The following is a 23,222-nucleotide window of genomic DNA, read 5'->3' as shown; positions in this document are numbered from 1 at the left end:
TTGGTTCATGATTACGCTCGACGACGTCGACCGGCAGCTCATCGCGCTGCTGCGCGACAACGCGCGGCTGCCCGTCGTCGCGCTCGCGAAGGAACTGCGCGTCGCGCGCGCGACCGTGCAGAACCGGCTGACGCGGCTCGAGAAGAACGGCGTGATCGTCGGCTATACGGTGCGGCTCAAGCCGGCGGCCGAGCGGCACCGGATTCGCGCGCTGATGTCGATCGCGGTGCAGGGCAATCGCGGCGCGGAAGTGGTGAAGGTGCTGCGCGGGCATCCGAACGTCGCGTCGATTCACAGTACCAACGGGCGCTGGGATCTCGTCGCCGAGCTGCATGCCGATTCGCTCGAGCATTTCGATCGCGTGCTCGGCGCGATCCGGTTGATCGACGGGATCGCGAGCACGGAGACCAGCATTTTGTTGTCGACGCATAAGGCTTGACAGCGACGGGGCTGTGGGTCAAAACCGATGCGCCTTTGTTGTGTCGTTCCATTCGACGCGCTTGCCGTCGAACTGCCGTTCACGTATCGAGAGCATTGCAGAATATCGTTATGCCGGCCGCCGTTTACGCTATATTGTTAATTTGGACAACTATGTAAAAGATCATAGAATCCAACAGGAAAAACGACCGGAAATGAAAACAAAACCCGTATTGACGAGTGAAGACGTGAAGAAGATCGCCGCTGCATCGGAGGCTTTCGCGCTGGCCCGTCACTGGCCCGTGACGATCGCGATTCTCGACGACGGCGGCCACTTGCTGCACCTGCAGCGGCTCGATGGCGCAACGCCGAGTTCGGTCGAGATGGCGATCGCGAAAGGGCGTACGGCCGTGCTCGGGCGGCGCGAGAGCAAGATCTACGAAGACATCGTGATGCAGGGTCGCGTCTCATTCCTCAGCGCGCCGATGGCCGGTTTTCTCGAGGGTGGCGTGCCGATTGTCGTTGAGGGCGAGACCGTCGGGGCTGTCAGCGTATCGGGTGTGAAGTCGGCCGAGGACGCGGAAGTCGCCCGCGCGGGGATCGCCGCGCTCGCGTAACGCGAGTCGGACAGCGTGTCGCGGAAATCCGGCGTGCGGCTGCCGTTCGCAATCGATGCCGAGATCGACCGTGCGCGACAGCGCGGTGCGCACCCGAGAATCCGCGCCGTCCGCGCCGATCAGCAGATCGAAGGCGGCGCGCTGTCTGTTCGTCAGGACAAGTCGCGCGCGTTGCAATCGACGTCCTCGACGGCCACGCCGTGGTGCACGCGCGCGCCGGCACGCTCTGCCGCGTCGAGCAGGAGCCGGTTCAGCCGGCCCCGCTGGATCGTGCATGTCGGTAACCGAGCAGGAACTCGATCTCGCGGAACTGGAACGACTGATGGCCGGACGCGGAACCGAGCGCGGGGCGCATCGCGAGAAATTCGACGGGCGTGAGCGTCGCGAGCACGTTCCAGCTGTGTACGAGATGATCCATGGTCCGCTGCGCGCGGGCGACCGTCTTCGACGCCTGCGGCAGCTGCGATGCGCGAAGTTGCTTGCACGCGCGCGTCAGCTCGTGCAGCAGCAGCTTCATCCAGAGTTCCGCTGTCTGGTGCTGGATGATGAACAGCATCTCGTCGTGCGTGCCGGATAGCGGCGACTGGCTGTCGAGCAGGCTGTCGAGCTGCAGATAGCTGCTGTAGCGCAAGCCCGGCCGCGGCTTCGCGGCCGCCGCGTCAGGCGGACCCATGAAAGGACATTGCTGCATGATCGGCTCCTCGGGCAGGAGAGACGTCGCGGAGGCCGCGTTCAGTACCGGCCCCCGGCGACGGCCGGAAGGATCGTGATGGTGTCGCCGTCCGCGACGGCGGCCGACAGCCCGCCCCTGAAGCGGATGTCGTCGTCGTTCACGTAGACGTTGACAAAGCGGTGCAGCCGATTGTCTTCGACGAGCCGCTGTTGCAGACCCGGATACGTCGACTCGAGCGAGTCGATCACGGCGCGCAGCGTGTCGCCCTGCGCTTCGACGACCTTCCGGTCGTTGGTCAGCGTTCGCATGATGGTCGGAATGCAGATCATGATAGCCATTGGTAATCCTTAATGTTCTGTTGGATGCGTAGTTCAGTGAAGCCGGGTGGTGCCTATGCGCGGATCCTCAGTGGCGTTTCGGTTGCGATGCCGTCCACGATCCGGTAGCAGCGGAGCGCGGGTTGGAAGCACGGGTCGGTCGCGATGATCAGGTGGTACGCATCGGGATACGCGGCCGCGTAATCGATGTCGGTGCGGCTCGGTCGCGCGGCCGACGCCGTATGCGAGTGGTAGATCACGACCGGCGTTTCGTCGCGCGCGTCGAGGTCGCGCCAGACGCGCAGCTGCTCGGCGGCGTCGAACTGAAAGAAGGTCGGCGACTGCGCTGCGTTGTGCATCGGAATCACGCGCGATGGCGGCGAGCCGTCGGCCGTGCCCGCGACGATGCCGCAGCATTCGAGCGGATGTGCTGCGCGCGCGTGGCGGACGATCATGTCGACGACGACGGTCGGCAGGGTCAGCATCGGCGGCGCCTCAGTATTGCGGCAGGGACGGATCGACCGTGCGGATCCACGAAAGGATGCCGCCGTCGAGGTTGCTGACGTCCGTAAAGCCCGCTTGGCACATCGCCTGCACGACATCGCGCGAGCGCGTGCCGCCCTTGCAGTACACGACGGTGCGGCGCGTGCGCTCGAGCTTCGCGAGCCCGTCGGCCAGCAACTGCTGCTTCGGCATCAGCCGTGCGCCGGGAATGCGTACGAGTTCCCATTCGTTCGGCTCGCGCACGTCGACGAGCTCGAACGGCAGACCCGCGTCGAGCAGTTGCTTGAGTGCGGTTGCATCGATCGTGGGTACACGCACGGGTTCGGTGTGCGTCGCGAGGCCACAGAAATGCGGGTAGTCGTCGAGCGCGACGATCGGCTGCCGCTGCGGCGCGCGCCGCAGCGGCAGGAAGCGGTAGCGCATGTCGAGCGCATCGTACACGGCGAGCCGGCCGAGCAGCGATTCGCCGATGCCCGTGATCAGCTTCACGGTCTCGGTTGCCATGATCGACGCGATCGACGCGCACAGCACGCCGAGTACGCCACCTTCGGCGCACGACGGCGCGAGATGGGGTGGCGGCGGCGCCGGATAGAGGTCGCGATAGTTGACGCCGGCGCCGTCGGGCGCGTCCTCCCAGAACACCGACGCCTGGCCTTCGAAGCGGTAGATCGAGCCCCACACGTAGGGCTTGCCGGCCAGCACGCAAGCATCGTTGACGAGGTAGCGCGTCGCGAAGTTGTCGGTGCCGTCGACGATCAGGTCGTACTGCGAGAACAGCTCGATCGCGTTGTCGTTGTCGAGCCGCTCGTCGTGCACCCGCACGTCGACGTGCGGATTGAGCGCGACGATCGCGTTGCGCGCGCTTGCCGTCTTCGGCATGCCAACCGTCGACATCCGGTGGATTACCTGCCGCTGCAGGTTCGACACGTCGACGCGGTCGAAATCGATCACGCCCACCGTGCCGACGCCCGCGGCGGCGAGATAGAGCAGCGCGGGCGAACCGAGCCCGCCCGCGCCGACCACGAGCACGCGGGCGGACTTCAGGCGCTGCTGGCCGGTCAGGCCGAGTTCCGGCAGCAGGATGTGCCGGCTGTAGCGAGTCAGCTCGTCGCCGGACAGCGGTGCGAACGTCGTAACGAGAGGCGGTAGTTTCATGGCGGATCGTCGGTAGGCGGTGGAGCGGAATGACGGGGAGCGGGGCGCGTTCAGGCAGTGTCGCGCCCGGCCGGTTCGGCGAGCACGTGCGCGAGGGCCGCTTTCAGCGCGTCCATCTCGTCGCGCGTGCCGATCGTGATGCGCATCCAGTTCGGCATGTCGGGCCAACTGCGACCCACGTGCAAGCCGCGTGCGGCGAGCGCCGCGATCACGGGCGGGCCGGCGCGGCCGAGATCGACCATCACGCAGTTCGCGCGCGACGGCAGGCACGCGAGGCCGCGCACGGCGAACCAGCGGATCAGATCGTCGCGACCGGCCGCCGTGTACGCCTTGCGCTCGCCGAGCCGGTCGCGCAGCGCGAGGCTCGCGAGGGCCGCGGCGGCGGCAGGCACGGACACATCGTGCGGCGGCATGGTGTGGATGTGTCCGATGGTGTCGGGTTGAGCGACTGCATAACCGAGCCGCAGGCCGGCCATCCCGTAGATCTTCGAGAACGTGCGCGCGACGATCAGCCTCGGGTCCGTGCGTACCGCGTCGAGCATGGACGGTTCGTCGCTGTACTCGATATAGGCCTCGTCGACCAGCACGGTCGTGCCGGGCCAGCGGTCGCTCAGCAGGCGTCGCAGAGCGTCGCGCGGTGTCACGGTGCCGGTCGGGTTGTTCGGGTTGGCGACATAGATCAGCCCGCGCGGCGCGGCTTCGCACATCGCTGCGACGTCGTGCGCGCCGTCCGCGCAAAGGGGCACGCGGCGGACGGGCCGGTTCGCGAGCCGCGCGGCCTGTTCGCAGACGGGGTAGCCGGGGCTGGCGAGCACGAGTGGCGCATCGGGCGCGGTGAACGCGAGCGTCGCGTAATGCAGCGCGCGATTCGAGCCCGGATACAGCGACACCCAGCCGGCAGGCACGTCGTGCGCGGCGGCGATCGCTTCGCGCAGCCGTTCGACGAGCGGGAACTGGTAACGGCCCGCCTCGGCGAGCACGTGCGCAGCGGCGGCTTCGGCCTCGTCGAACGGGCCGAACGGCGATTCGTTGAGGTTCAGGAATATCTCGCGCCGGCCGGCGGCGTGGGCGGGTGTGGCATGCAGGTCAGTCATGGCTGGCACATTCGGCGCATCGGACGAGGGCTCGGCAGGATCGGTTGCCGAGGACGGACTTCGGCGTGCACCCGAAGAAACGCGTGAACGCGGCGCTGAGATTGCTCGGATGCTGGTAGCCGACGCGATAGGCCGTCTCGGCCACCTGGTGGCCGGCTTCGAGCAGCTCCTGCGCGCGGTGCATCCGCAGTTCGAGCAGATGCTGTGCCGGGCTCGTGCCGTAGGCCTGGCGGAAGCACTCCTTCAGCTTGTATTCGCTGATGCCGAGCGAGGCCGACAGGTACGCGTTGTTGAGCGGCTTGTCGAGGTGCGTGCGCATGAACGCCTCGATGTGCGCGAGCTTGTCGAGGTCGCGCGCGCCGAGGCGGCCGGTCCGCACGGGCGCCGGTGCGATCGTGCTCAATTGGTCGGCGAGCAGGCTCAGCGCGTGGATGCGCAGGCTCAGGCCGTCCTGCTGCAGCAGGTCGGGATTCCGGAAGAAGCGCAGGTGCGGGCTTGTACCGTTCGCCATGAACGCAACTTGCCGGAATCCTTCGAAATGGCCGAGCATCGGGCCGAGCAACTCTCGGGATCGGTCCGCGCCGACGAAGGTCGACAGCGTGCTTTCCGACACGACGAGCCGCAGCTGCCGCACGAGCCGGTTTGCGGCGAAGCGGCGTTCGCCGCCGCCGCTTCGGAACACCGACACCGTTGTGTGGCCGGACGAGAACGGCAGGCGCTCGCCGCGCCGGTCACAGAACTCGGAGTCGCCTTCAAGGCCGATCGTGACGACGAGCTGGCGTTCGTCGCCGTCGTGGCTGCAGACCTCGGTCAGCGCACGCTCCGACAGCACACTCGAGCGCACGACCGAGAAGCCGGGCTCGCAATTCAGGCGTTCGACCGCGTAGCTGCCGCATTCGGCGTCCCCGAGTGCGACGGTCCAGGTCTGGTTTGGGGCGACGTCCATTGCGGACGCGCTGGGTATGGTCAGTGCGTGCATTCGAACAACTCCTCTCAGGTTCTCCACGGCAGACCGGACGTTTCGGTAAATCTCGAGCGCCTCGATGTCCGCAAGACTAGCTACAAAGTTTTGGCGATGGAACGGCTTCACCCGGCTCGCATATGAAATTCGCCGATATCCATATGAAATGAGAATGATTCTCATTCATCAGTAAAATATCATTGTGGATGTCGACCATCAACTGATGGCGCTGTCGTCCGCCGGCAGCGCCGGCGCGTACCCCGGCGGGGCGCGGCGGCCGCTGGACGGGCGGGAAGCGGTGTGTTTCCCCCTGACCGGGGCCAGATCAACATCCATGCCTATGACCGACGTTGAACGAAATGCCGCGCGGCTTGCGGCGCTGCCTCTGGGCGATGTACGGCTGGCGCTGTCGGCGTCGCCGCCCGGCTTCGCGCCGGCGTTGAGCGCGCTGCAACGGCGGATGGCGGCGCTCGGCGCGCAGTGCGTGCCGCTGCGGCGCGTTTGCGCCTTCCCTGACGTGGCGGCCCCCGGCTGCGGCGCGATTCACGCGCGTCTTGCCGATGCGTCGGGCGCGCGCGTCGACGTGTCGCTGCGCGGCTGGCCGGCGTCCGGCGCGCCCGTGTCCGATGCGCTGCTGCAGGCCGCGACCGGCATCACTGGCTGGCATGCGCGTGCAGAGCACGCGTGGCGGTCGCTCGGCGTCGACTACGTGTCGACGCTCGGCGCGTCGCTCGCGTCCGCGTCCGCGTTGGCTGCGCTGGCTGCCCAGCGCGGACGCGACGGAGCGCCGCCTGCCGCGCTGTCGCTGTGTCTTGCCGATGCCGCGCTGTTCGCGATGGGCCAGTACCTCGCGATGGATCACGCAGGGCAGCCTGTGCAACCGCCGCGCGACACGAACGATCGTCCACCGCCGTTCGAGAGCGGCGACGGCGAGCGCTTCGAATTCGAAGCACTCGACCCGGACGCGTGGGGGCGCTTCTGGCAGCGTGCGGGGGCCGCCGCGGACGACATCGCGGCCGGATGGCGCCCGTTCATGCTGCGCTACACGCAGGCGTGTGCGCCGCTGCCGGCCGGCCTGTTTCGCGTGGTGGCCCGGCTCGACTATGCGTCGCTGTGCGCGATTGCGCGCGATACGGGCACCTATGTGAGCGCGGTGCGCGATGCGGCCGCGCTGCGCGACGATCCACGCGACGCGCGCTGGCGCGCGGGCGGCCCGTGGCAATTCGATCCGGCGGCGGAGCCGGCCGGTACGCCGCCGTTCGCGCGCGGCGAGGTGCCGGCGGTGCCCGGCCGGCCGCTCGCCGGCATGACCGTGCTTGAATCCTGCCGGTTGATCCAGGGGCCGCTCGCCGGTCACGTGCTGCGCCTGCTCGGCGCGCGCGTAATCAAGATCGAGCCGCCCGGCGGCGATCCGATGCGCGGGATGCCGCCGCTGGCGGGCGGCGTGTCCGCGCATTTCGACGCGATCAACCGCGGCAAGCAATGCATCGAACTCGATCTGCACACGCGCGCCGGGCGCGACCGCGTGTTCGACCTCGCGCGCGACGCTGACGTGTTCCTGCACAACTGGGCGCCCGGCCGCGCCGCGCGGCTCGAACTGACGGCGGCCGATTTCGCGCGGGTCGCGCCCGCGCTCGTCTATGCATCGGCATCCGGCGCCGGGCACGAGCCGGCGCACGACGATCCGGTCGGTACCGACTTCATGGTGCAGGCGCACAGCGGCCTGGCGGCGCTGATCGGGGGCCCGCACGGACGCGGCGGCGCGCTGCTGACGCTGGTCGACGTGCTGGGCGGCGTCGCGGCGGCCGAGGGCGTGGCCGCCGCGCTCTACGCGCGCGCCGTCGACGGCCGCGCGCGCGGGTTCGATTCCGCGATGACGGGTGCTGCGGCGCTGCTCGTTGCGCACGCGCACGAAGCGGCGGTTGCGCCACGTGCCGATGCCGCGCCACTCGCCGCGGCGCTGGGCCTGCCGGCCGCATACGCGACGCGCGACGGCCGCCTGATGATCGATGTGCCACCCGGGGAACGCGGCGCGGGGTGGCTCGTGAGGCTGTGCGGCGCCGTGCACGGCGTGGTGCCGGACGATGCGGCCGAGCGTCTCGCCGCCGCGCTCGCAGTGCACGACACCGCGCACTGGCAGCGCGAATTTGCCGCGCACGACGTGCCGGCCGTCGCTATCGCGGCCGATGTGGCCGACGTCGCGGCCCATCCGCTCCTGGCGGGCAGCTTGCGGCGTGAAGCCGACCGTCTGGCCGTCACCTGTCCCTGGACCTTCACTCATACTGAGACGCTTCGATGACATTCGACTCCACGCTTTCCGCCGCTCGGTCGCGCGGCGCCGTTCCGGAATCCCGCGTCCTGCGCGACCACGTTCCCGTCGCGCTGCGGCGCGCTTGGGCCGACGCCGGCATTTACGCAGGGCACGACCTGTTCGGTGCGTTCGCGGGTTACGCCGATGCGCACCCGCTCGCGCTCGCGGTGTCCGACGGCGGCATCGCGCTTACCTATGCGCAACTGCGCGTGCGCAGCCTCGGGCTCGCGACCGCGCTGCACGAATGTGGCGTGCGGGCGGGCGACGTCGTGGCGGTCAACCTGCCGAACGGCTGGCGTGCCTGCGCGGCCGACCTGGCCGCCGCTGCGCTGGGCGCGATCGTGCTGCCTTACCCGATCGGCCGCAAGCGGCACGAGAGCCGTGCGCTGCTTGCGAAGTCGGCCGCGAAGGTGCTGATCTGCCAGCGGCGGGTCGGCGACATCGACTATGCGGCACTGGTCGACGGGCTGCGCGACGAACTGCCCGCGCTCGAACGCGTGTTCGTGCACGGCGCGCGCTATTTCGACTGGCCTGACCTCGATCGCTGCTGGGACCGTGAGCCGCATCCGTACCGTGCGGGCGTGCTCGACCCGGACGGCCCGGTGCGGTTGATCGCGTCGTCGGGCTCGGAGGCCGAGCCGAAGCTCGTGCTGTATTCGCACAATGGCTTGATTGGCGGGCAGGCGTCGTACCTGAAGAGCCTCGGCGCCGATGTTTCGTTGATACGCGCGATGTTCTGCGTGTCGCTTGCGTCGCCGTTCGGCTCGCTCGGCACGTCGTGCACGCTCGCGGCGCTCGGCGGTGCACTCGTCAATCTCGAGCGGTTCGAGCCGACCGCTGCCCTGCTCGCGATCGCCTCGCTGCGCGTCACGCATCTGTTCGCGGGGCCGAACATGGTCGACATGCTGGTCGAAAGCCCACTGCTCGTGGACGGCGGGGACGATGCGCCCGACCTGTCGTCGCTGAAGGCGATCGTCAGCGGCGGTTCGGCGCTGAGCGCGGAAACCGCGCGGCGCGTGCGTGACATGATCGGCTGCGCGCTGATCCAGTCGTACGGCTCGGCGGACGGCGTCGCGTGTCACACCGCGCTCGACGACGATTTCGATACGGTCGTCGCGACGGTCGGGCGGCCCGATCCGGCGGTCGTCACGGTGCGGATCGTCGACGATGCGGGTCGGGATGCCGACCCGGGCGACGAAGGCGAGATTTGGGCGCGCGGGCCGATGACGCCGATGGGCTACTACGGCGCACCGGAACTGAACGAACGCAATCGCGCGGCGGACGGCTGGGTGCGGCTCGGCGATCGCGGCCGGATGGATGCGGCCGGCTATCTGCAGATCGTCGGCCGCCGTGCGGATACCGTGTTGCGCAACGGCGTGAAGATCAATCTCGTCGAGATCGAGATGCTGCTGCACGGGCATCCCGACGTGGCGGACGTGGCCGTCGTGCAGGCGGCGGGCGATGCGGCTGTCGTGCGGCTCTGCGCGTGTGTCGTGCCGCGCGTGGGCCGTCAGGCGCCGACGCTTGACGCGATCAACCGCTTCCTGCTCGACGACTGCGGTGTGGAGAGCAGCAAGCGCATTGACGCGGTGGTGCCGTGCCCGCAGCTGCGGCTCGCGCCGTCGGGCAAGGTCGATCGCGCGACGCTCGCGCGCGAAGTCGCGACCGCGCAGGCTGCGCTTGCGACCTGCCTGCCGGGCGCGCAACCCGCGCTGTCCGCGGCGCCGGTCCTCGATCTGCTGATGGGCGTCGAGCGTGCCGGTGTGCTGCGTGCGGCGATCGAGCTGCGCGTGTTCGACCGGCTGGCGGCTGGCCCGCGCGGTGCGGCCGAACTGGCCGGCGAACTGCAGGCCAGCGCGCGCGGGATGCGGATTCTGCTCGATGCGCTGGCCGGGCTCGAGCTCGTCGACCACGACGCCGCGCGTGCATGCTATGCACTGAACCCGACGTCGCAGCGCTTTCTCGTGACCGCGTCGCCGCACTACATCGGCGGGCTGTCGAGCGTCTATACGGCCGATCTGATGTGGGACACGTTCCGGCATTTCAAGGACGCCGTCGTGGCGGGCGGCAGCGTGCTGCCGTCGAGCCTCGAGGCCGCAGATCACCCGTACTGGCAGGAGTTTGCGGTCGGCATTGCGAACACGAGCCGCCGCACCGCGCAGCGCGTCGCGGATCTGCTCGCGCCGTGGGCCGCCGCGCGCCGGTCGGTTGCCGTACTCGATCTCGGCTGCGGCAACGGTATCTACGGCTTCACGTTCGCGCAGGCGCAGCCGAAGGCGACCGTCTGCGGCGTCGACTGGCCGTCGATCCGCGACGTGTGTGCGCGCACCGCGCACGAATTCGGTGTCGAGGCGCGCGCGCAGTTCGTCGGCGGTGATCTGTTCGACGTCGAGATTCCGGGGCAGTACGACCTCGTTATCCTGAGCCAGATCCTCCATCACTTCGACGAGGACGCATGCCGCCGGCTGCTCGCGCACGCATGCCGCCGCCTCGCGCCCGGAGGGCGGATCGCGGTTTGCGATTTCATGATCTCGGACGCGCCGCCCGCGAGCGAACCCGTGCCGCGCCTGTTCGCCGCCCAGATGCTCGGGCTCACGCTGGCGGGCGACTGCTATCCGGTCGCCGCAGTCAGGGCGCTGCTCGCCGAACAGGGGCTCGTCGATGTTACGGCCACGCCGTTGAAGGGGGTGCCCGTGCACTGCGTGACGGGCGACCGCACGGCAGGTTGACCAACACATCGCAGACGCGTCATAACGGTGCAGCACGAGCCGCATCGATCAGGTATCCAAATGAAGGGGAATCGGATGCAAACTCAATTGTGGCGGCTCGCGGGAGTCGTCTACGCCGAAATCGCGACGAGCGTCGCGATCGGGCTGGCGGTCACCGCGTGCTACGCGGCCCAGGCGCTGTGCATTGCGCGCGGGATCGCGGCCGTGCTGTCGGGCGCGTCGCCGTCGGACGTGTTCGGTTGGGTGCTTGGCTTCGCGGCGTTCGCGCTCGCACGGATCGCGCTGATGTGGGCCGGCGAAGTCGCGGCGCTGCGCACCGCAAGCCGCACCAAGGCACGGTTGCGCGCGCGGCTGCTGCCGCAGGCGCTGGCGCTCGGCCCGGACGGCGGCGCGGGTCGCACCGCTGAACTGCAGCACACCATCATCGGCGGCGTCGAGGCGCTCCAGATGTATTACGGTCGCTACATTCCCGCCGTCTGCGTTGCACTCGTCGGCTGCACCGGCGTGATCGGCGCTGTCGCGTGGCTCGATCCGCTGTCCGCGAGTGTGCTCGCCGCCTGCGTGCTGGCGGTGCCTGTCGTCGATCGCGTGTGGCTGCGGCTGTGCCGGCCAAAGGCATCGGGGCTGATGGCGTCGATGGGGCGCTTCGGCGCGACGATGCTCGACAGCCTGCAGGGCATTGCCACGCTGAAGGCGTTCGACGCGGCCGGCACGCGCCGCGCGGCGCTGGTCGCCGCGGCGGCCGACCTGCGCAGCGAGGCGATGGGGATTCTTTACGCCACGCTGATGCGCAACGGCGTGACGGGCCTGTTCGGGCTTGGCTGCATCGCGCTGGTGGCGGCGCTCAATGCGTCGCGTGCGGCGTCGGGGGCGCTGCCTGCGACGACCGCGCTGATCACGCTGTTCCTGGCGCGCGAGGCGTTCCGGCCGGTCGACCGGCTCGACAAGACGTTCCATGTCGCGTGGGGAGCCGCGAGCGCGGCCGCACCGGTCGCCGCGCTGCTCGATGCCGAACCGCCCGTGCGCGAGCCGGCGTCGCCGCGCGCGCCGGGCGCGCGCTCGGACATTGCCTTCGACGACGTGACGTTTGCGTGGCCGGGCACTGACCGGCTCGCGCTCGAGCGCGTGTCGTTCGCGGTCGGCGAGCGCGAATTCGTTGGTGTCGTCGGGCCGTCGGGCGCCGGCAAGTCGACGCTTGGGGAGCTGCTGACGCGGATGGCCGACCCGCAGCGCGGCGCCGTGAGGATCGGCGGCGTCGACCTGCGCGACCTGCCGCTGGCGGCGATGCGCGCGCAGGTCAGCGCGGTGTTCCAGGACATCGTGCTGTTCCACGGCAGTATCGAGGACAACCTACGGTTCGCGCGCCCCGACGCGGACGCGCAGGCGATTCGCGACGCGGCGCGGATCGCGCACATCCATGAGTTCATCGAAAGTTTGCCGCACGGCTATGCGACCGCTGTCGGCGAGCGCGGCGCGCAGTTGTCGGGTGGCCAGCGGCAGCGGCTCGCGATTGCGCGCGCGTGGCTGAAGGGCGCGCCGGTCCTGCTGCTCGACGAGGCGACCTCGAACGTCGATCCGTCGAGTGAACGGGCGATCCAGGCGTCGATCGAGGCGTTCGCCGGGCAGCGCGCGCTCGTCGTGATCGCACATCGCCTCGCGACGGTGCGGCATGCGGACCGGATCGTCGTCGTCGACGGCGGTCGGATCGTCGAGGAAGGTAACCACGACACGTTGACGGCGCGTGGCGGACTGTATGCGCGCCTGCTGGCCGCGCAGGATGCGCAGGCCGGCGCATCGCAGGAGGAAGCGGCATGAGCGCGAACTCGACAACGCTCCACGACCGCGCGACGACGCGCCGCGCGCGTAGCAGCTGGGCGGGCCTGATGCGGCTCGCGAGCGGACAGGAACGGTTGATGGCGCTGACGATCGTCGCGACGGTGCTCGCGCAGGGCGGGATGGTCGCGACGCTTGCGACCTGCGCGTGGCTGATCGGACACGCGGTCACGGGCGCGGGCGCCGCGCAGTGGCAGCCCGGCCTGTGGGTGCTCGCCGCGGCGGCGGCAGCGGGCGCGGGCGGCCGCTGGTGGCAGGCGCACGTGTCGCACGAATTTGCGTTTGCGCTGATCGAGACGATGCAGATCGGCATCTACGACGGGCTCGAACGCGCAGCGCCCGGTTATGTGGCCGGGCGCCGCACGGGCGAGCTCGCGGCGACGGCGACGCGCGACGCGCAGGCGATGGAGCATTTCTTCGCGCACACGCTCGCCGACGCGATCGCGGCGGGCGTCGTTCCGCTGCTGGCGCTGGCGGCGCTCGCGTTCGTGCAGCCGTGGCTGATGCTCGCGCTGCTGCCGTTCCTGCCGCTGCTCGCATCGGTGCCGTTCTGGCTCGGCGATCGCGCGCACCGTCAGGGCCGCAAGCTCGCGGAAGCGGCGGCGCGGCTCGACGCGGAGGTGATCGAAGGAATTCAGGGCCGCAAGGAAATCGCGCTGTTCGGCCAGGCGCGCGCGTGGCTCGACCGCGTTGCGTCGCGTGTGGCCGAGATGGAGGACGAGCAGCACCGTTACGGTGCGCGCGCGCGGCTCGAGCAGGGCGCGATCGAACTGCTGCAGGCGGGAGCGCTGCTCGCCGCGCTCGTGACCGGCGCCGTGCTCGTCGAGGGCGGGCGGCTCGGCGGCGCGTGGCTGCCGTGTGCAGTCGTGCTGGTCGGCGCAGCGCTGATTCCGCTCGCCGAAGCCGCGCAGGCCGCGCGCGCGCTCGGCGGGCTGAAGGCCGGCGCCGAGCGCATTCTCGAGATCCAACGGCAGCCCGCGCAGATCGTCGACCAAGGCACCGCGGAACCGGCCGATGCGACGGTACGCTTCGAACAGGTTGGTTTCGCGTACGACGGCGAGCGCGCGCCGGCGCTACGCGGCGTCGATTTCGACGTGAAGCAGGCCGAGACGGTCGCGCTCGTCGGCGCGTCTGGCGCGGGCAAGAGCACGTGCGTGAGCCTGCTGCTGCGCTTCCGGGACGTGCAGGCGGGGCGCGTGACGCTCGGCGGCGTCGACGTGCGCGACATCCCGGTCGCGCGGCTGCGGCAGTGCGTGTCGGTCGTGCCACAGGACGTGTACCTGTTCGACGACTCCGTCGCGAACAACATCCGCCTCGGGCGGCCGGACGCGAGCGGCGCGGACGTCGAGCAGGCCGCACGCGATGCGCAGGCCCACGACTTCATCGTCGCACTGCCGGACGGCTATGACACGCGCTGCGGAGAACGCGGCGCCCGGCTGTCTGGCGGCCAGCGGCAGCGGATCGCGATCGCGCGCGCGCTGCTGCGCGACAGTCCCGTGCTCGTGCTCGACGAAGCGTCGTCGAGCCTCGACACGGAGAGCGAGCGCGCGTTCCACGACGCGCTCGCGCGGCTGCACCGGCGTCGCACGGTGCTGATGATCGCGCACCGGCCATCGACGATCCGCCAGGCCGACCGCATCGTCGTACTCGACGAAGGCCGCGTCGTCGAGCAGGGTACGCATGCCGAACTCGTTGCGCGCGACGGACGCTATGCGCGCCTGATCGCACGCGATGCGGGTTGCGCGTGAATCGCCTCTCCCATTTCAACCACTACCACCACGCTTCACGGGGTTCGCGGCGAGGCCGTTGCCGGCCGGTCGAAAACGGAGCATCAGCAGGAGAATGTTTCATGAGTTGTCGTTGCAGTCATGCTGCCCGGACCCGCCGGGTGACTTCGTGTATCGCTTCACCGGATCGATTCCCCGTTCAATCCTTCAGTTCACTGAACGTTTCGCTCATCAGCTTCGCGGGCGCCGCCGGCGCCGAGGTGCGTCGCGCGGTCAGGCCGATTGCGCCGCTGTCGCTTGCGCTAGCGGCCGCTTGTGCGGCACCGCTGTCCGCACGCGCGGGGAGCGGCGCGACCGCCGTTCCAGCCGCTATCGAGTCGCCGGCTTACGCTTCCACCTCGTCCGATTCGGCCACCGCCACACAGCTCGAAGCGGTGACGATCACCGCGCGCCGCCACAGCGAATCGCAGCAGAAAGTGCCGGTCAGCGTGACGGTGGCGAGCGGCGCGGATCTCGCGGTCGACGCCACGCCGTCGGCCGGCAACGCGGGCCTGGCGCGTTCGGTGCCGAACCTCGCGTTCGCGGATATCGGCGCGACCTATGCAAACGTGTTCAGCATTCGCGGCGTTGGCTCGTTCATGCCGCTCGCGGCCGACGACGAATCGGTCGTGATGTACGTGAACGATGTGCCGCGCGCGACCACGGGCGCGCCGCCGACCTTCATGGACATTGACCGCGTCGAGGTGCTGCGCGGCCCGCAGGGTACGCTGTTCGGCCGCAACACGCAGGGTGGCGCGATCAACGTGATCACGAAGCAGCCGACCTTCAAGCACGAATTCTCGGCCACGGCAGAAGGCGGCACGCACGGCCGCTGGCTCGGCGAGATGATCGGCAACGGCCCGGTGTCGGACGATGTCGCCGCGCGCGTCGCGGTGCGGATGTCGAACCTGAACGGCAGCGTGCCGAACCTCGCGACGGGCAGCACCGACGGGCGCGTGAAGATCGGCGCCGCGCGCGGCACGGTGCTGTGGGTGCCCGACGACCGCACGTCGGTCACGGTGTCGGGCTTCGTCGACCAGACCGAGACCACCGCGCCGCGCTTCGTGCTGCTGCAGAACGCCGATTTCCCGCAGGTCGAGCTGGATCCGTCGACGGCCAGCCGCTGGCGCGATGCGGGCGGCAGCGTGCGGGTCGAGCGCGCGTTCGACCGCGTCAAGTTCACGTCGCTGACGAGCTATCAGGATTCGCGCAACGTCCAGCAGTTCGACCTGACCGACGGGCTTATCTATTCGGCGCTGTCGAGGCGACCGGCGAGCGTGTTCAACGTGCCGGGTGCGGACTACACCGAGATGCATTTCGGCGAATCGACGTTCCAGCAGGAGGCGCGGCTGAATTCGCACGACGACAGCCTCGTGATGTGGACCGCCGGGCTCAATTATTTCCATTCGCGCTTCACGAACGACACGTCGGCGATTGCGTCGCCGGCCGCGTTCAATTTCGTGACGACGCAGAACGGCCAGCAACACAACCGCATCAATACCGACAGCGTGTCGCTGTTCGGCGAGGCGAGCTGGCCGCTCACGGCACGGCTGAAGGCGATCACGGGCGTGCGCGCGACCTATGAGCGCAAGGACGCGCGCTATGCGTTCGACGGCAACGGCAATCCGAAAGTCGTGAGCCGGTTTCGCGAGGACGACAGCCTGAGCGACACGTTCGTCACCGGGCGCGCGGGCCTGACGTTCGACTGGACCGATACGCTGATGACCTATGCGACCGTGTCGCGCGGCGAAGCGTCGGCCGGTTTTCCAGCCGTGACCGTGAACGGGCCCCAAGGCCGGCGCGAGTCGTCTTTTCCCGCGTCGACGAGCTGGACCTACGAACTCGGCTTCAAGTCGCTGTGGCTCGATCGGCGACTCAGCGTCGACGGGTCGGTGTTCTACAACGACGTGAAGAACGGCCACCTTGTCGCGTTCTTCCCGTCGAGCGGGCTGTTCATGCCTGCGTCGCTCGACTATCGGACCTATGGCGCGGAATTCGAACTCGGCGCGAAGGTGTCGCGCTACGTACGGTTGACGGCTGGGCTCGGCTATACGCAGGGCGAACTGCGCTCGGTGCCCGACGGCGACGTCACGGGTGCGCGGTCGGGCAACCGGCTGTCGAACGTGCCGCGCACGACGGCCAACCTCGGCGTGCACGGCGAATTGCCCGGCGGCGCCGTCGGGTTGCCGGGGCGCTTCAATGCGGACGTGGCGTGGCAGTTCGTCGGCTCGCGCGCGGTCGACGTGCGCAACAGCTTCAATCTCGCTGCATACAGCGTGGCCAACCTGCGGGTCGGCTGGACCTACCGGAACTGGACGCTGTACGGGTTCGCGGAGAACGTGTTCGACCGCCGCTACGTCGTCGCGGGGCAGAGCTGGGCGCCGGGTGTCGGTTCGGTGCGTGTCGGCCAGCCGCGCGTCGTCGGCATCGGCATGACGACGCAGCTTTGACGGAAGCCCCATGAGCGAACCACTTCTTCTCGCCGGCGATCAACCGCCAGCCGTTGCGCCGACGCCCGGCATCGCGCGCGTACTCACGGTCGTCGCGATCCTCTACGCCGCGATCGGCAGCGTGTTCGGCTTCGTGCAGGGCGGCCTCGGGCCGATCCTGCGCGCGCAGGGCGTGACGCTGGCGTCGCTGCAATGGGTCTATGCGCTGTACCTGCCGTTCGGCGTCGCGTTCCTGTGGGCGCCGTGGCTCGACGCGCGGCGGATGCGCTGGCTCGGGCACCGCACCGGCTGGATCGTCGCGACGCAACTGGTCGCCGTCGCGGCGACGCTCGGCATCGCCGCGCTACCGGGTGCCCCGTCGGTCGCATCGCTGTTTGCGCTCGGGCTCGTCGCGACGGCAGCCGTTGCGACGATGGACCTGTCGCTCGACGCATTGACGGTCGAGCAGACGCCACCGTCGGGCCGCACGCTCGTCGCGGCCGCGAAGATGGGGGGGATGGCGGTCGGCCTGCTGCTGGGCGGCGGCGTGCTCGTGTGGGCGTATCCGTCGGCCGGCTGGCGGCTCACGTTCGTGCTGCTGGCCGCGATCCTCGCCGTATCGCTGTTGCCGGTCGGGCTGCTGGTCGCGGCCGATCGCGCGGCGCCGCGCATCGCGAACCGGTCGCTGCCCGGGTGGCGCGATGCACTGCGCGACGCGCCGATGCGCGCGCGGCTGCTCGCGACGATCGCGCTGACCGTGATACTGATGCTGCTGTTCAACTTCAACCGGTTGTTGCTGGTCGATCTCGGCATGCCGCTGCAACGGATCGGTGCGCTGCTCGGCATACTCGTGCCGGCCGCGAACCTCGCGGCGGCGGTCGCGGCCGGCTGGGCCGCGCGCCGCTGGCGGCCGGCGGCGATCTGCGCGACTGGGGCCGCGGCGTGCGCCGCGAGCGTCGCCGTGCTCGCGGTTGCCGCGGCGCGCGGCGATGCGGCGCTGGCCACGACGGGCGCGGTGCTGGTTGGCGCGGCCAGCGCATGGACCTTCATCAGCATGGGCGGCGCGATCCTCGGCTGGGCTGCCGGGCGCCAGCCTGCGACTGTATATGCGCTGTTCTATAGCAGCGGGCGGCTCGTCGGCACGTTCGGTCTGCTCGGCATACCGAGGCTGATCGCGACAGTAGGCTGGCCCGCGTTTTATGCGGGCGCCGGCGTCGTGTTCGTGCTGGCAGCGGGGGTGTTTGTTGCGTTGCTGCCGCGCGGGAGTGCGGTGCCGGCGGAGCCGCGGTGCGGTACGGTGTGAAGGCCGGCGCAGGCGGGTGCGGCGCCGGCTCGCCGAACTGGCCTTATGTTTCGTCCGCGGCGATCCCCGCCGCCCGCGGAAACGTCAACACCACCGCAAACCCACCCTCATCAGGAAACGCGAACCCCACGCGCCCGCCGTGCGCCTTCATCACTTCCTGCACGATCGCGAGCCCGAGCCCGGACCCGGTGCGGCGTTCGGTGCCGTCCGGCGCGATTCGCACGAACGGCTGCAACGCCGCGTCCCAATGCTCGCGCGGAATCCCGCGCCCATTGTCGGTGACGGTCAGCGTCACCGCATCGTCGCTGTTGCCCGCGGTGGCGACCGACACGACGATATCGTCCGCATGCCCATGCAGCAGCGCGTTGTGCAGCACGTTCGACAACGCCTCCTGCAGACTGATTGCATCGCCGTCGATCCACGCATGCGGCGCATCGCTCGCGAACGCGACGGCCACGTCGCGCTCGTCCGCGAGCGGAATCGTGCGGCCGAGCACGTCCTTCGCGAGCGCGACGAGTTCGACGGGTTGCAGCGGCACGACCTCGGTACGATGGATCACCATCGCATGATTGAGCAACTGCCCGGTGAGCCGCCCGACGTCCGAGCTGGTCGCACGCAACGCATCGAGGCGCGCCGCATGACGCGCGGGATCGGCCTCGCCGTCGAGCAATTCGATCTGCGCATCGAGCCGCGCGAGCGGCGTGCGCATCTGGTGCGCGGCGTCGGCGATGAAGCGCTGCATCGCGTTGATCCGCTCGGCAAGGCGGTGCATCAGCCCGTTGATCGACCCGATGATCGCGTCGATCTCGCTCGGCGTATCGACGGCCACCGGCCGCAAATCGGCGGGGTCGCGCGCGGCGATGATCGTGCCGATCTGCGCGAGCGGGCGCAGCCCGCGCCGGATCGCGAGGCCACTCGCGCCGATCGCGAGCACGCTCATCAGCAGGATCAACGTCCACACCTTGATGCTCATGTCGTTCGTCAATTGCTGCCGCGCGTTGGTGGTTTGCGCAACCGTCACGAGCGCCCACCCCGGCGTGCTTTCCTCGGGCATGTAGCGCGCGATCGTCGCGGTGCGGATCTGGTGCCCCTGGTAGACGGCGTTCGCGAACGCGGGGCCTTGCTTCGCGGCGGCGAGCGTCGCGGGGCTCGCGAGATCGTTGTAGCCGGCCACCACGACGCCGCGCGAATCGACGACCTTGTAGTAGACGAGGTCGTAGCGCGACAGCGTCGACAGCGCGGCGACCGGCGGATTCAGCGCAAGCACGCCGCCTTGCACGTACAGGTTCTCCGCGACCTGGATCGATGCGCCCGCAAGCAACTGGTCGTATGCGCGCTCGGCCGCGACGCCCGCGTAGTAGCGCGCGATCACCGCGAGGGCGAGCGCGCCGGTCGCGACGACGAGTGCGATGAACAGCAGCGTGCGCCCGAACAGCGTCTTGGGGAACCAGTCAATGCGCGGCAATCTGATACCCCATCCCGCGCGCGGTGCGGATTTCGACCGAGCTGCCCTGCAGCTTTCTGCGCACGCGCGTCACGTATTGCTCGACCGCGTTCGCGCTCGGCTCGTTGCCGAAGCTGAACAGCTGGTTCAGCAGTTCGTCCTTCGAGAAGATCCGCTGCGGACGGCTCGCGAGAATCTCGAGCAGCGCGAACTCCTGGCGCGACAGCGACAGCGGCTGGCCGTCGAGTTCCGCGAGGCGGCTGCTGCGGTCGATCACGAGGCCGCCGAGCGTCAGCACGTCGTTCGCATGGCCGCTGTTGCGGCGCAGCAGCGCCTGCACGCGCGCTTCGAGCTCGCGGTAGTCGAACGGCTTCACGAGATAGTCGTCGGCGCCGAAGCCGAGGCCGCTTACGCGGTCGTCGATTGCCGAGCGCGCGGTGACGAGCAGCACCGGCGTCGTGCTGCCCGATGCGCGCAGGTTGCGCAGCACCGCGAAGCCGTCGAGCCCGGGCAGGTTCGCATCGAGCACGACGAGGTCGAAGCGCTCGACGCGCAGCAGGCTGTTCGCGGTCGAACCGTCGGTTTCGAGATCGACGGCATGGCCGAGCCGCGTCAGACGGCTGCGGATCGCCGCGCCGATTTCGGCATCGTCCTCCACGACGAGAATGCGCATGGTGCCGTTTGCAGGTAGAAGGTTAGGGGTTTTCCCGGGGCCGGGATGTCAGCATTTTCTCAGACTCGCTCGATAACCTGTGTACAGCCGGAACAAGCGATGACGGCATTAATACCAGAGGAGACGGCAACATGCAGCATGTCACGGGCACGACGAAGGCGCGGCGCAATGCTCGGCAGAATGCACGGCGATGCGTGACGCCGGCTGCCGCGTGGCCGCTCGCCGTGCGCCGCACGCAGGCGTGCGCATGACGACGTCGCCGCGCCGCCGCGCATTGCTCGCCGCCGGCCTCGGTGCGTTGGCCGCACCGTCGCTGGTGCGCTCGAAGCCGCGCACGGTGCGAATCTCGAAAGGCTACGGCGTGCTGTACCTGCCGCTGCTCGTGATGGAGAAGCAGCGCCTGTTCGAGCGGCACGCGGCACGGCGCGGCCTGCGCGACATCGCGCTCGACTGGGTGCTGCTCGACGGCGGCAATTCCGTCAACGACGCGATGATGGCCGGCACGCTCGACTTCGCGGGCGCCGGCGCGCCGGGCTTCATCGAGCTGTGGGCGCGGGCGCGCGGGATTCCGAATGTCGAGGTGATCGGCATCAGCGGCTTGTCGACGACCTCGCTGTCGCTCAATGCGAATCGTCCGGGCCTTGCGTCGCTGCGCGACTTCATGCCGTCCGACCGGATTGCGGTGCCGGGCATCCGCACGTCGCTGTCGGCGGTCGTGCTGCAGATGGTCGCGAGCCGGCAGCTGGGTGCCAGGCATTTCGCGCAACTCGATTCGATCACAGTGAACCTGCCGCATCCGCAAGCGATGCAGGCGCTGATCCGCCGCGAGAACGGCGTGACGGCGCACTTCACGTCGCCGCCGTTCTCGACGCTCGAATTGCGGCAGCCGGGCATTCATCGCGTGGTGAATTCGGTCGACGTGCTCGGCCCGATGACGCTCGACGTCGTGTTCGCGCCGAAGCGGCTCGTCGATGCGGAGCCTGCGCTGGCCGCGGCGTTTCTCGGCGCGCTCGACGAAGCGAATCGCCTGATCGTGCAGGATCCGCGCGCGGCGGCCGCGCTGTATGCAGCATCGTCGGGTGTCGGCGTGTCGCACGACGACGTGATACGGATGCTCGCCGCGCCGGACACGCGGTTCTCGGTATGGCCGAACCAGCTGATGGACTACGTCGAGTTCCTGTACCTCGCCGGCACGATCAAGGCCAAGCCGCGCGCGTGGCACGAGATGTTCGCGCCGATGCTCGACGACTACCACGCACGCTGAGTGCCGCCGATCCACGATTTCATCGACCTGCAAAGCGCACGCGCGTTCGTCGCGCGGCGCCGATTCAACCGACAAGCAACCGATTCACGGAGGAGCCCTTAATGAATGCCACCGAAACCCTGGACCCCGCGTCCGCCGACGAGCAGCGCGTCATGTCGAAGATGGCGCGGCGCCTGCTGCCCATCCTCGTCGTGATGTTCCTGATCGCGTTCATCGACCGGCAGAACGTCGGCTTCGCGAAGCTGCAGATGGTGCACAGCCTCGGGATGACGGAAGCTGCGTTCGGGCTCGCGTCGTCGCTGTTCTTCATCGGCTACCTGCTGTTCGAGGTGCCGAGCACGCTCGCGCTGCATCGCTTCGGCGCTCGCGTGTGGCTCGCGCGAATCATGCTGACGTGGGGCCTCATCACCGTGCTGATGGGCTTCACGACGTCGATGCCGGCGTTCTGCTCGCTGCGCTTCCTGCTCGGCATTGCCGAGGCCGGCTTCTATCCGGGCGTGATCTACTACCTGACGCTGTGGTTTCCGCAGAGTTACCGCGCGAAAGTGCTCGGCATCTTTACGCTCGGCAGCGCGCTCGCGAACATGCTCGGGTCGCTCGTCGGCGGCGTGCTGCTGAGCCTGAACGGCGTGTGGGGCCTCGCGGGCTGGCAGTGGGTGTTCGTGGCGACGGGCATTCCGGCCGTGATCGTCGCGATCGTCGTGTTCCGCGTGTTGCCGGCCTCGTTCCGCGAGGCGGCGTTCCTCGACGAACGCGAGAAGCAGATCGTCGCGGCCGCGCTGGAGCGCGAGAAGCCGGCGCAGGCCGAGCACGGCCAGCCGTGGAAGGCGCTGCTCGATCCGCGCGTGATGCTGTTCGCGGCGACTTACATGCTGATGTCGACGTCGCTGTACGGCGTCACGTACTGGTTGCCGACGCTCGTGAAATCGTTCGGCGTGTCGAGCAGCACGAACGGTTTCCTGAGCATGCTGCCGTGGGCGCTCGCGGTGGTGCTGCTGGTGTGGCTGCCGTCGAAGCTGCGCCGCGCGAAGAGCATCCTGCGCACGATCGCCATCGTTGCGGCGCTCGGCGCGCTCGGCTTTCTGCTGAGCCTCGTGCTGCCGTCGACGCCGCTGCGCTTCGTCGCGCTCGTGCTCGGCGGCGCGTGCATCCCGCTGCTGTATCCGTGCTTCTGGTCGATGCCGCCGCGCTACTTCACCGGCGCGCGCGCGGCGGCGAGTGTCGCGGCGATCAACTCGATCGGCAACCTCGGCGGCTTCTTCAGCCAGAACCTGATGCCGTTCGCGGGCAAGGTGACGGGCACCGCGTTCGGGCCGATGATCGTGCCGATCGTGTGTCTCGCGCTGCTCGGGATCGGCGCGCTGGTCGCGTGGACGCGCTCGGAGCGGGGGATGGTGGCGGTGCGGGCCTGATGTGCTACCGTGCATGCGGTTTGAATGCACGGAGATAGCAATGAAGACTGCGGCGATGTGCGCGCTTCGAGTCGATCAGACATTACTCGAGGAAGCGCAAACCGTGTTGGCGGAAAACGAGACGCTGCCTGCGTTCGTCGAATCGACGCTGCGCGCTGTGATTGCACGCCGGCGCTCGCTGCGTGAGTTTGTCGCGCGCGGCGTGTGGTCGGCGGAGGAGGCGCGGCGTACCGGTGAATACGTCGACGCCGCAGAAGTCCAGATCGAACTTGGGACGATGCTGAAAGCCGCGCGTGCAGCGAAGATAATGGGTTAGACGG

19 protein-coding genes are annotated in these 23,222 nt (G+C 69.2%); 11 read left to right on the top strand and 8 right to left on the bottom strand.

All coding sequences use genetic code 11. From position 1 onward, the window contains the following. Positions 1–7: 7 nt before the first annotated feature. Positions 8–439 carry an Lrp/AsnC family transcriptional regulator gene (locus tag FFI87_RS27550; RefSeq protein ID WP_006753967.1) on the top strand — a complete coding sequence of 144 codons (432 nt, stop codon included), beginning with the start codon at positions 8–10 and terminating at the stop codon, positions 437–439. 193 nt (positions 440–632) lie between these two features. Beyond that, positions 633–1,034, top strand: a complete 402-nt coding sequence (locus FFI87_RS27545; RefSeq protein ID WP_138850272.1) for a GlcG/HbpS family heme-binding protein — start codon at positions 633–635, stop codon at positions 1,032–1,034. Positions 1,035–1,284: 250 nt separating this feature from the next. Here the strand turns inward: FFI87_RS27545 and FFI87_RS27540 are convergent, their stop codons facing one another. The 6 genes from FFI87_RS27540 to FFI87_RS27515 are packed head-to-tail and all read right to left on the bottom strand — an operon-like array spanning position 1,285 to position 5,756. Beyond that, positions 1,285–1,725: a tryptophan 2,3-dioxygenase family protein gene (locus FFI87_RS27540; protein ID WP_138850010.1), complete on the bottom strand. Its 441-nt coding sequence runs from the start codon at positions 1,723–1,725 to the stop codon at positions 1,285–1,287. Positions 1,726–1,766: 41 nt separating this feature from the next. After that, positions 1,767–2,045, bottom strand: coding sequence for a MoaD family protein (locus FFI87_RS27535; protein ID WP_138850011.1), 279 nt, complete (start codon positions 2,043–2,045; stop codon positions 1,767–1,769). 53 nt (positions 2,046–2,098) lie between these two features. After that, positions 2,099–2,509, bottom strand: a complete 411-nt coding sequence (locus tag FFI87_RS27530) for a Mov34/MPN/PAD-1 family protein (RefSeq protein WP_138850012.1) — start codon at positions 2,507–2,509, stop codon at positions 2,099–2,101. A 10-nt stretch (positions 2,510–2,519) separates the two neighbouring features. Continuing rightward, complete coding sequence (moeB, locus tag FFI87_RS27525; protein WP_138850013.1) at positions 2,520–3,683, bottom strand: molybdopterin-synthase adenylyltransferase MoeB; 1,164 nt, start codon at positions 3,681–3,683, stop codon at positions 2,520–2,522. A gap of 50 nt (positions 3,684–3,733) precedes the next feature. Next, the gene (locus FFI87_RS27520; protein WP_138850014.1) at positions 3,734–4,777 is read right to left on the bottom strand and encodes an aminotransferase class I/II-fold pyridoxal phosphate-dependent enzyme; all 1,044 of its coding nucleotides are present in this window, start codon (positions 4,775–4,777) and stop codon (positions 3,734–3,736) included. After that, positions 4,770–5,756, bottom strand: coding sequence for a helix-turn-helix transcriptional regulator (locus tag FFI87_RS27515; protein ID WP_244100620.1), 987 nt, complete (start codon positions 5,754–5,756; stop codon positions 4,770–4,772). The genes FFI87_RS27520 and FFI87_RS27515 overlap by 8 nt, the downstream gene beginning before the upstream one ends. 322 nt (positions 5,757–6,078) lie before the next feature. On the opposite strand from FFI87_RS27515, the gene FFI87_RS27510 reads away from it, so the two are divergent. From FFI87_RS27510 to FFI87_RS27485, 6 genes are all read left to right on the top strand, one after another. Further along, positions 6,079–8,037 carry a CoA transferase gene (locus FFI87_RS27510; protein WP_186381737.1) on the top strand — a complete coding sequence of 653 codons (1,959 nt, stop codon included), beginning with the start codon at positions 6,079–6,081 and terminating at the stop codon, positions 8,035–8,037. Next, positions 8,034–10,778 (top strand): AMP-binding protein, encoded by a 2,745-nt coding sequence (locus FFI87_RS27505; RefSeq protein ID WP_138850016.1) that lies wholly within the window; start codon positions 8,034–8,036, stop codon positions 10,776–10,778. The genes FFI87_RS27510 and FFI87_RS27505 overlap by 4 nt, the downstream gene beginning before the upstream one ends. A gap of 75 nt (positions 10,779–10,853) precedes the next feature. Continuing rightward, positions 10,854–12,593 carry an ABC transporter ATP-binding protein/permease gene (locus tag FFI87_RS27500; protein WP_138850017.1) on the top strand — a complete coding sequence of 580 codons (1,740 nt, stop codon included), beginning with the start codon at positions 10,854–10,856 and terminating at the stop codon, positions 12,591–12,593. Further along, entirely contained in the window at positions 12,590–14,359 is a 1,770-nt protein-coding gene (locus FFI87_RS27495) for an ABC transporter ATP-binding protein (protein ID WP_138850018.1), read from the top strand. Before FFI87_RS27500 ends, FFI87_RS27495 begins: the two co-directional genes overlap by 4 nt. Before the next feature lie 260 nt (positions 14,360–14,619). Beyond that, entirely contained in the window at positions 14,620–16,827 is a 2,208-nt protein-coding gene (locus tag FFI87_RS27490) for a TonB-dependent receptor (RefSeq protein ID WP_138850274.1), read from the top strand. 10 nt (positions 16,828–16,837) lie between these two features. Then, positions 16,838–18,109, top strand: coding sequence for an MFS transporter (locus FFI87_RS27485; RefSeq protein ID WP_138850019.1), 1,272 nt, complete (start codon positions 16,838–16,840; stop codon positions 18,107–18,109). Between the two features lie 43 nt (positions 18,110–18,152). On the opposite strand, the gene FFI87_RS27480 is transcribed toward FFI87_RS27485, so the two are convergent. Next, positions 18,153–19,574: a sensor histidine kinase gene (locus FFI87_RS27480; protein ID WP_138850020.1), complete on the bottom strand. Its 1,422-nt coding sequence runs from the start codon at positions 19,572–19,574 to the stop codon at positions 18,153–18,155. Then, complete coding sequence (locus FFI87_RS27475) at positions 19,561–20,226, bottom strand: response regulator transcription factor (protein ID WP_006755221.1); 666 nt, start codon at positions 20,224–20,226, stop codon at positions 19,561–19,563. The genes FFI87_RS27480 and FFI87_RS27475 overlap by 14 nt, the downstream gene beginning before the upstream one ends. A gap of 247 nt (positions 20,227–20,473) precedes the next feature. Between FFI87_RS27475 and FFI87_RS27470 the strand changes: the two genes are divergently transcribed. From FFI87_RS27470 to FFI87_RS27460, 3 genes are all read left to right on the top strand, one after another. After that, positions 20,474–21,490: an ABC transporter substrate-binding protein gene (locus FFI87_RS27470; RefSeq protein ID WP_012365382.1), complete on the top strand. Its 1,017-nt coding sequence runs from the start codon at positions 20,474–20,476 to the stop codon at positions 21,488–21,490. A 101-nt stretch (positions 21,491–21,591) separates the two neighbouring features. Next, positions 21,592–22,902 carry an MFS transporter gene (locus tag FFI87_RS27465; RefSeq protein WP_012365383.1) on the top strand — a complete coding sequence of 437 codons (1,311 nt, stop codon included), beginning with the start codon at positions 21,592–21,594 and terminating at the stop codon, positions 22,900–22,902. A 40-nt stretch (positions 22,903–22,942) separates the two neighbouring features. Continuing rightward, entirely contained in the window at positions 22,943–23,218 is a 276-nt protein-coding gene (locus FFI87_RS27460) for a YlcI/YnfO family protein (RefSeq protein WP_138850021.1), read from the top strand. Positions 23,219–23,222: the final 4 nt, after the last annotated feature.

It is taken from the genome of Burkholderia sp. KBS0801, assembly GCF_005937855.2.
GTDB lineage: Bacteria > Pseudomonadota > Gammaproteobacteria > Burkholderiales > Burkholderiaceae > Burkholderia > Burkholderia ambifaria.
The sequence above is the reverse complement of the archived record's forward strand: the minus strand, read 5'-3'. Positions and strand labels throughout refer to the sequence as shown.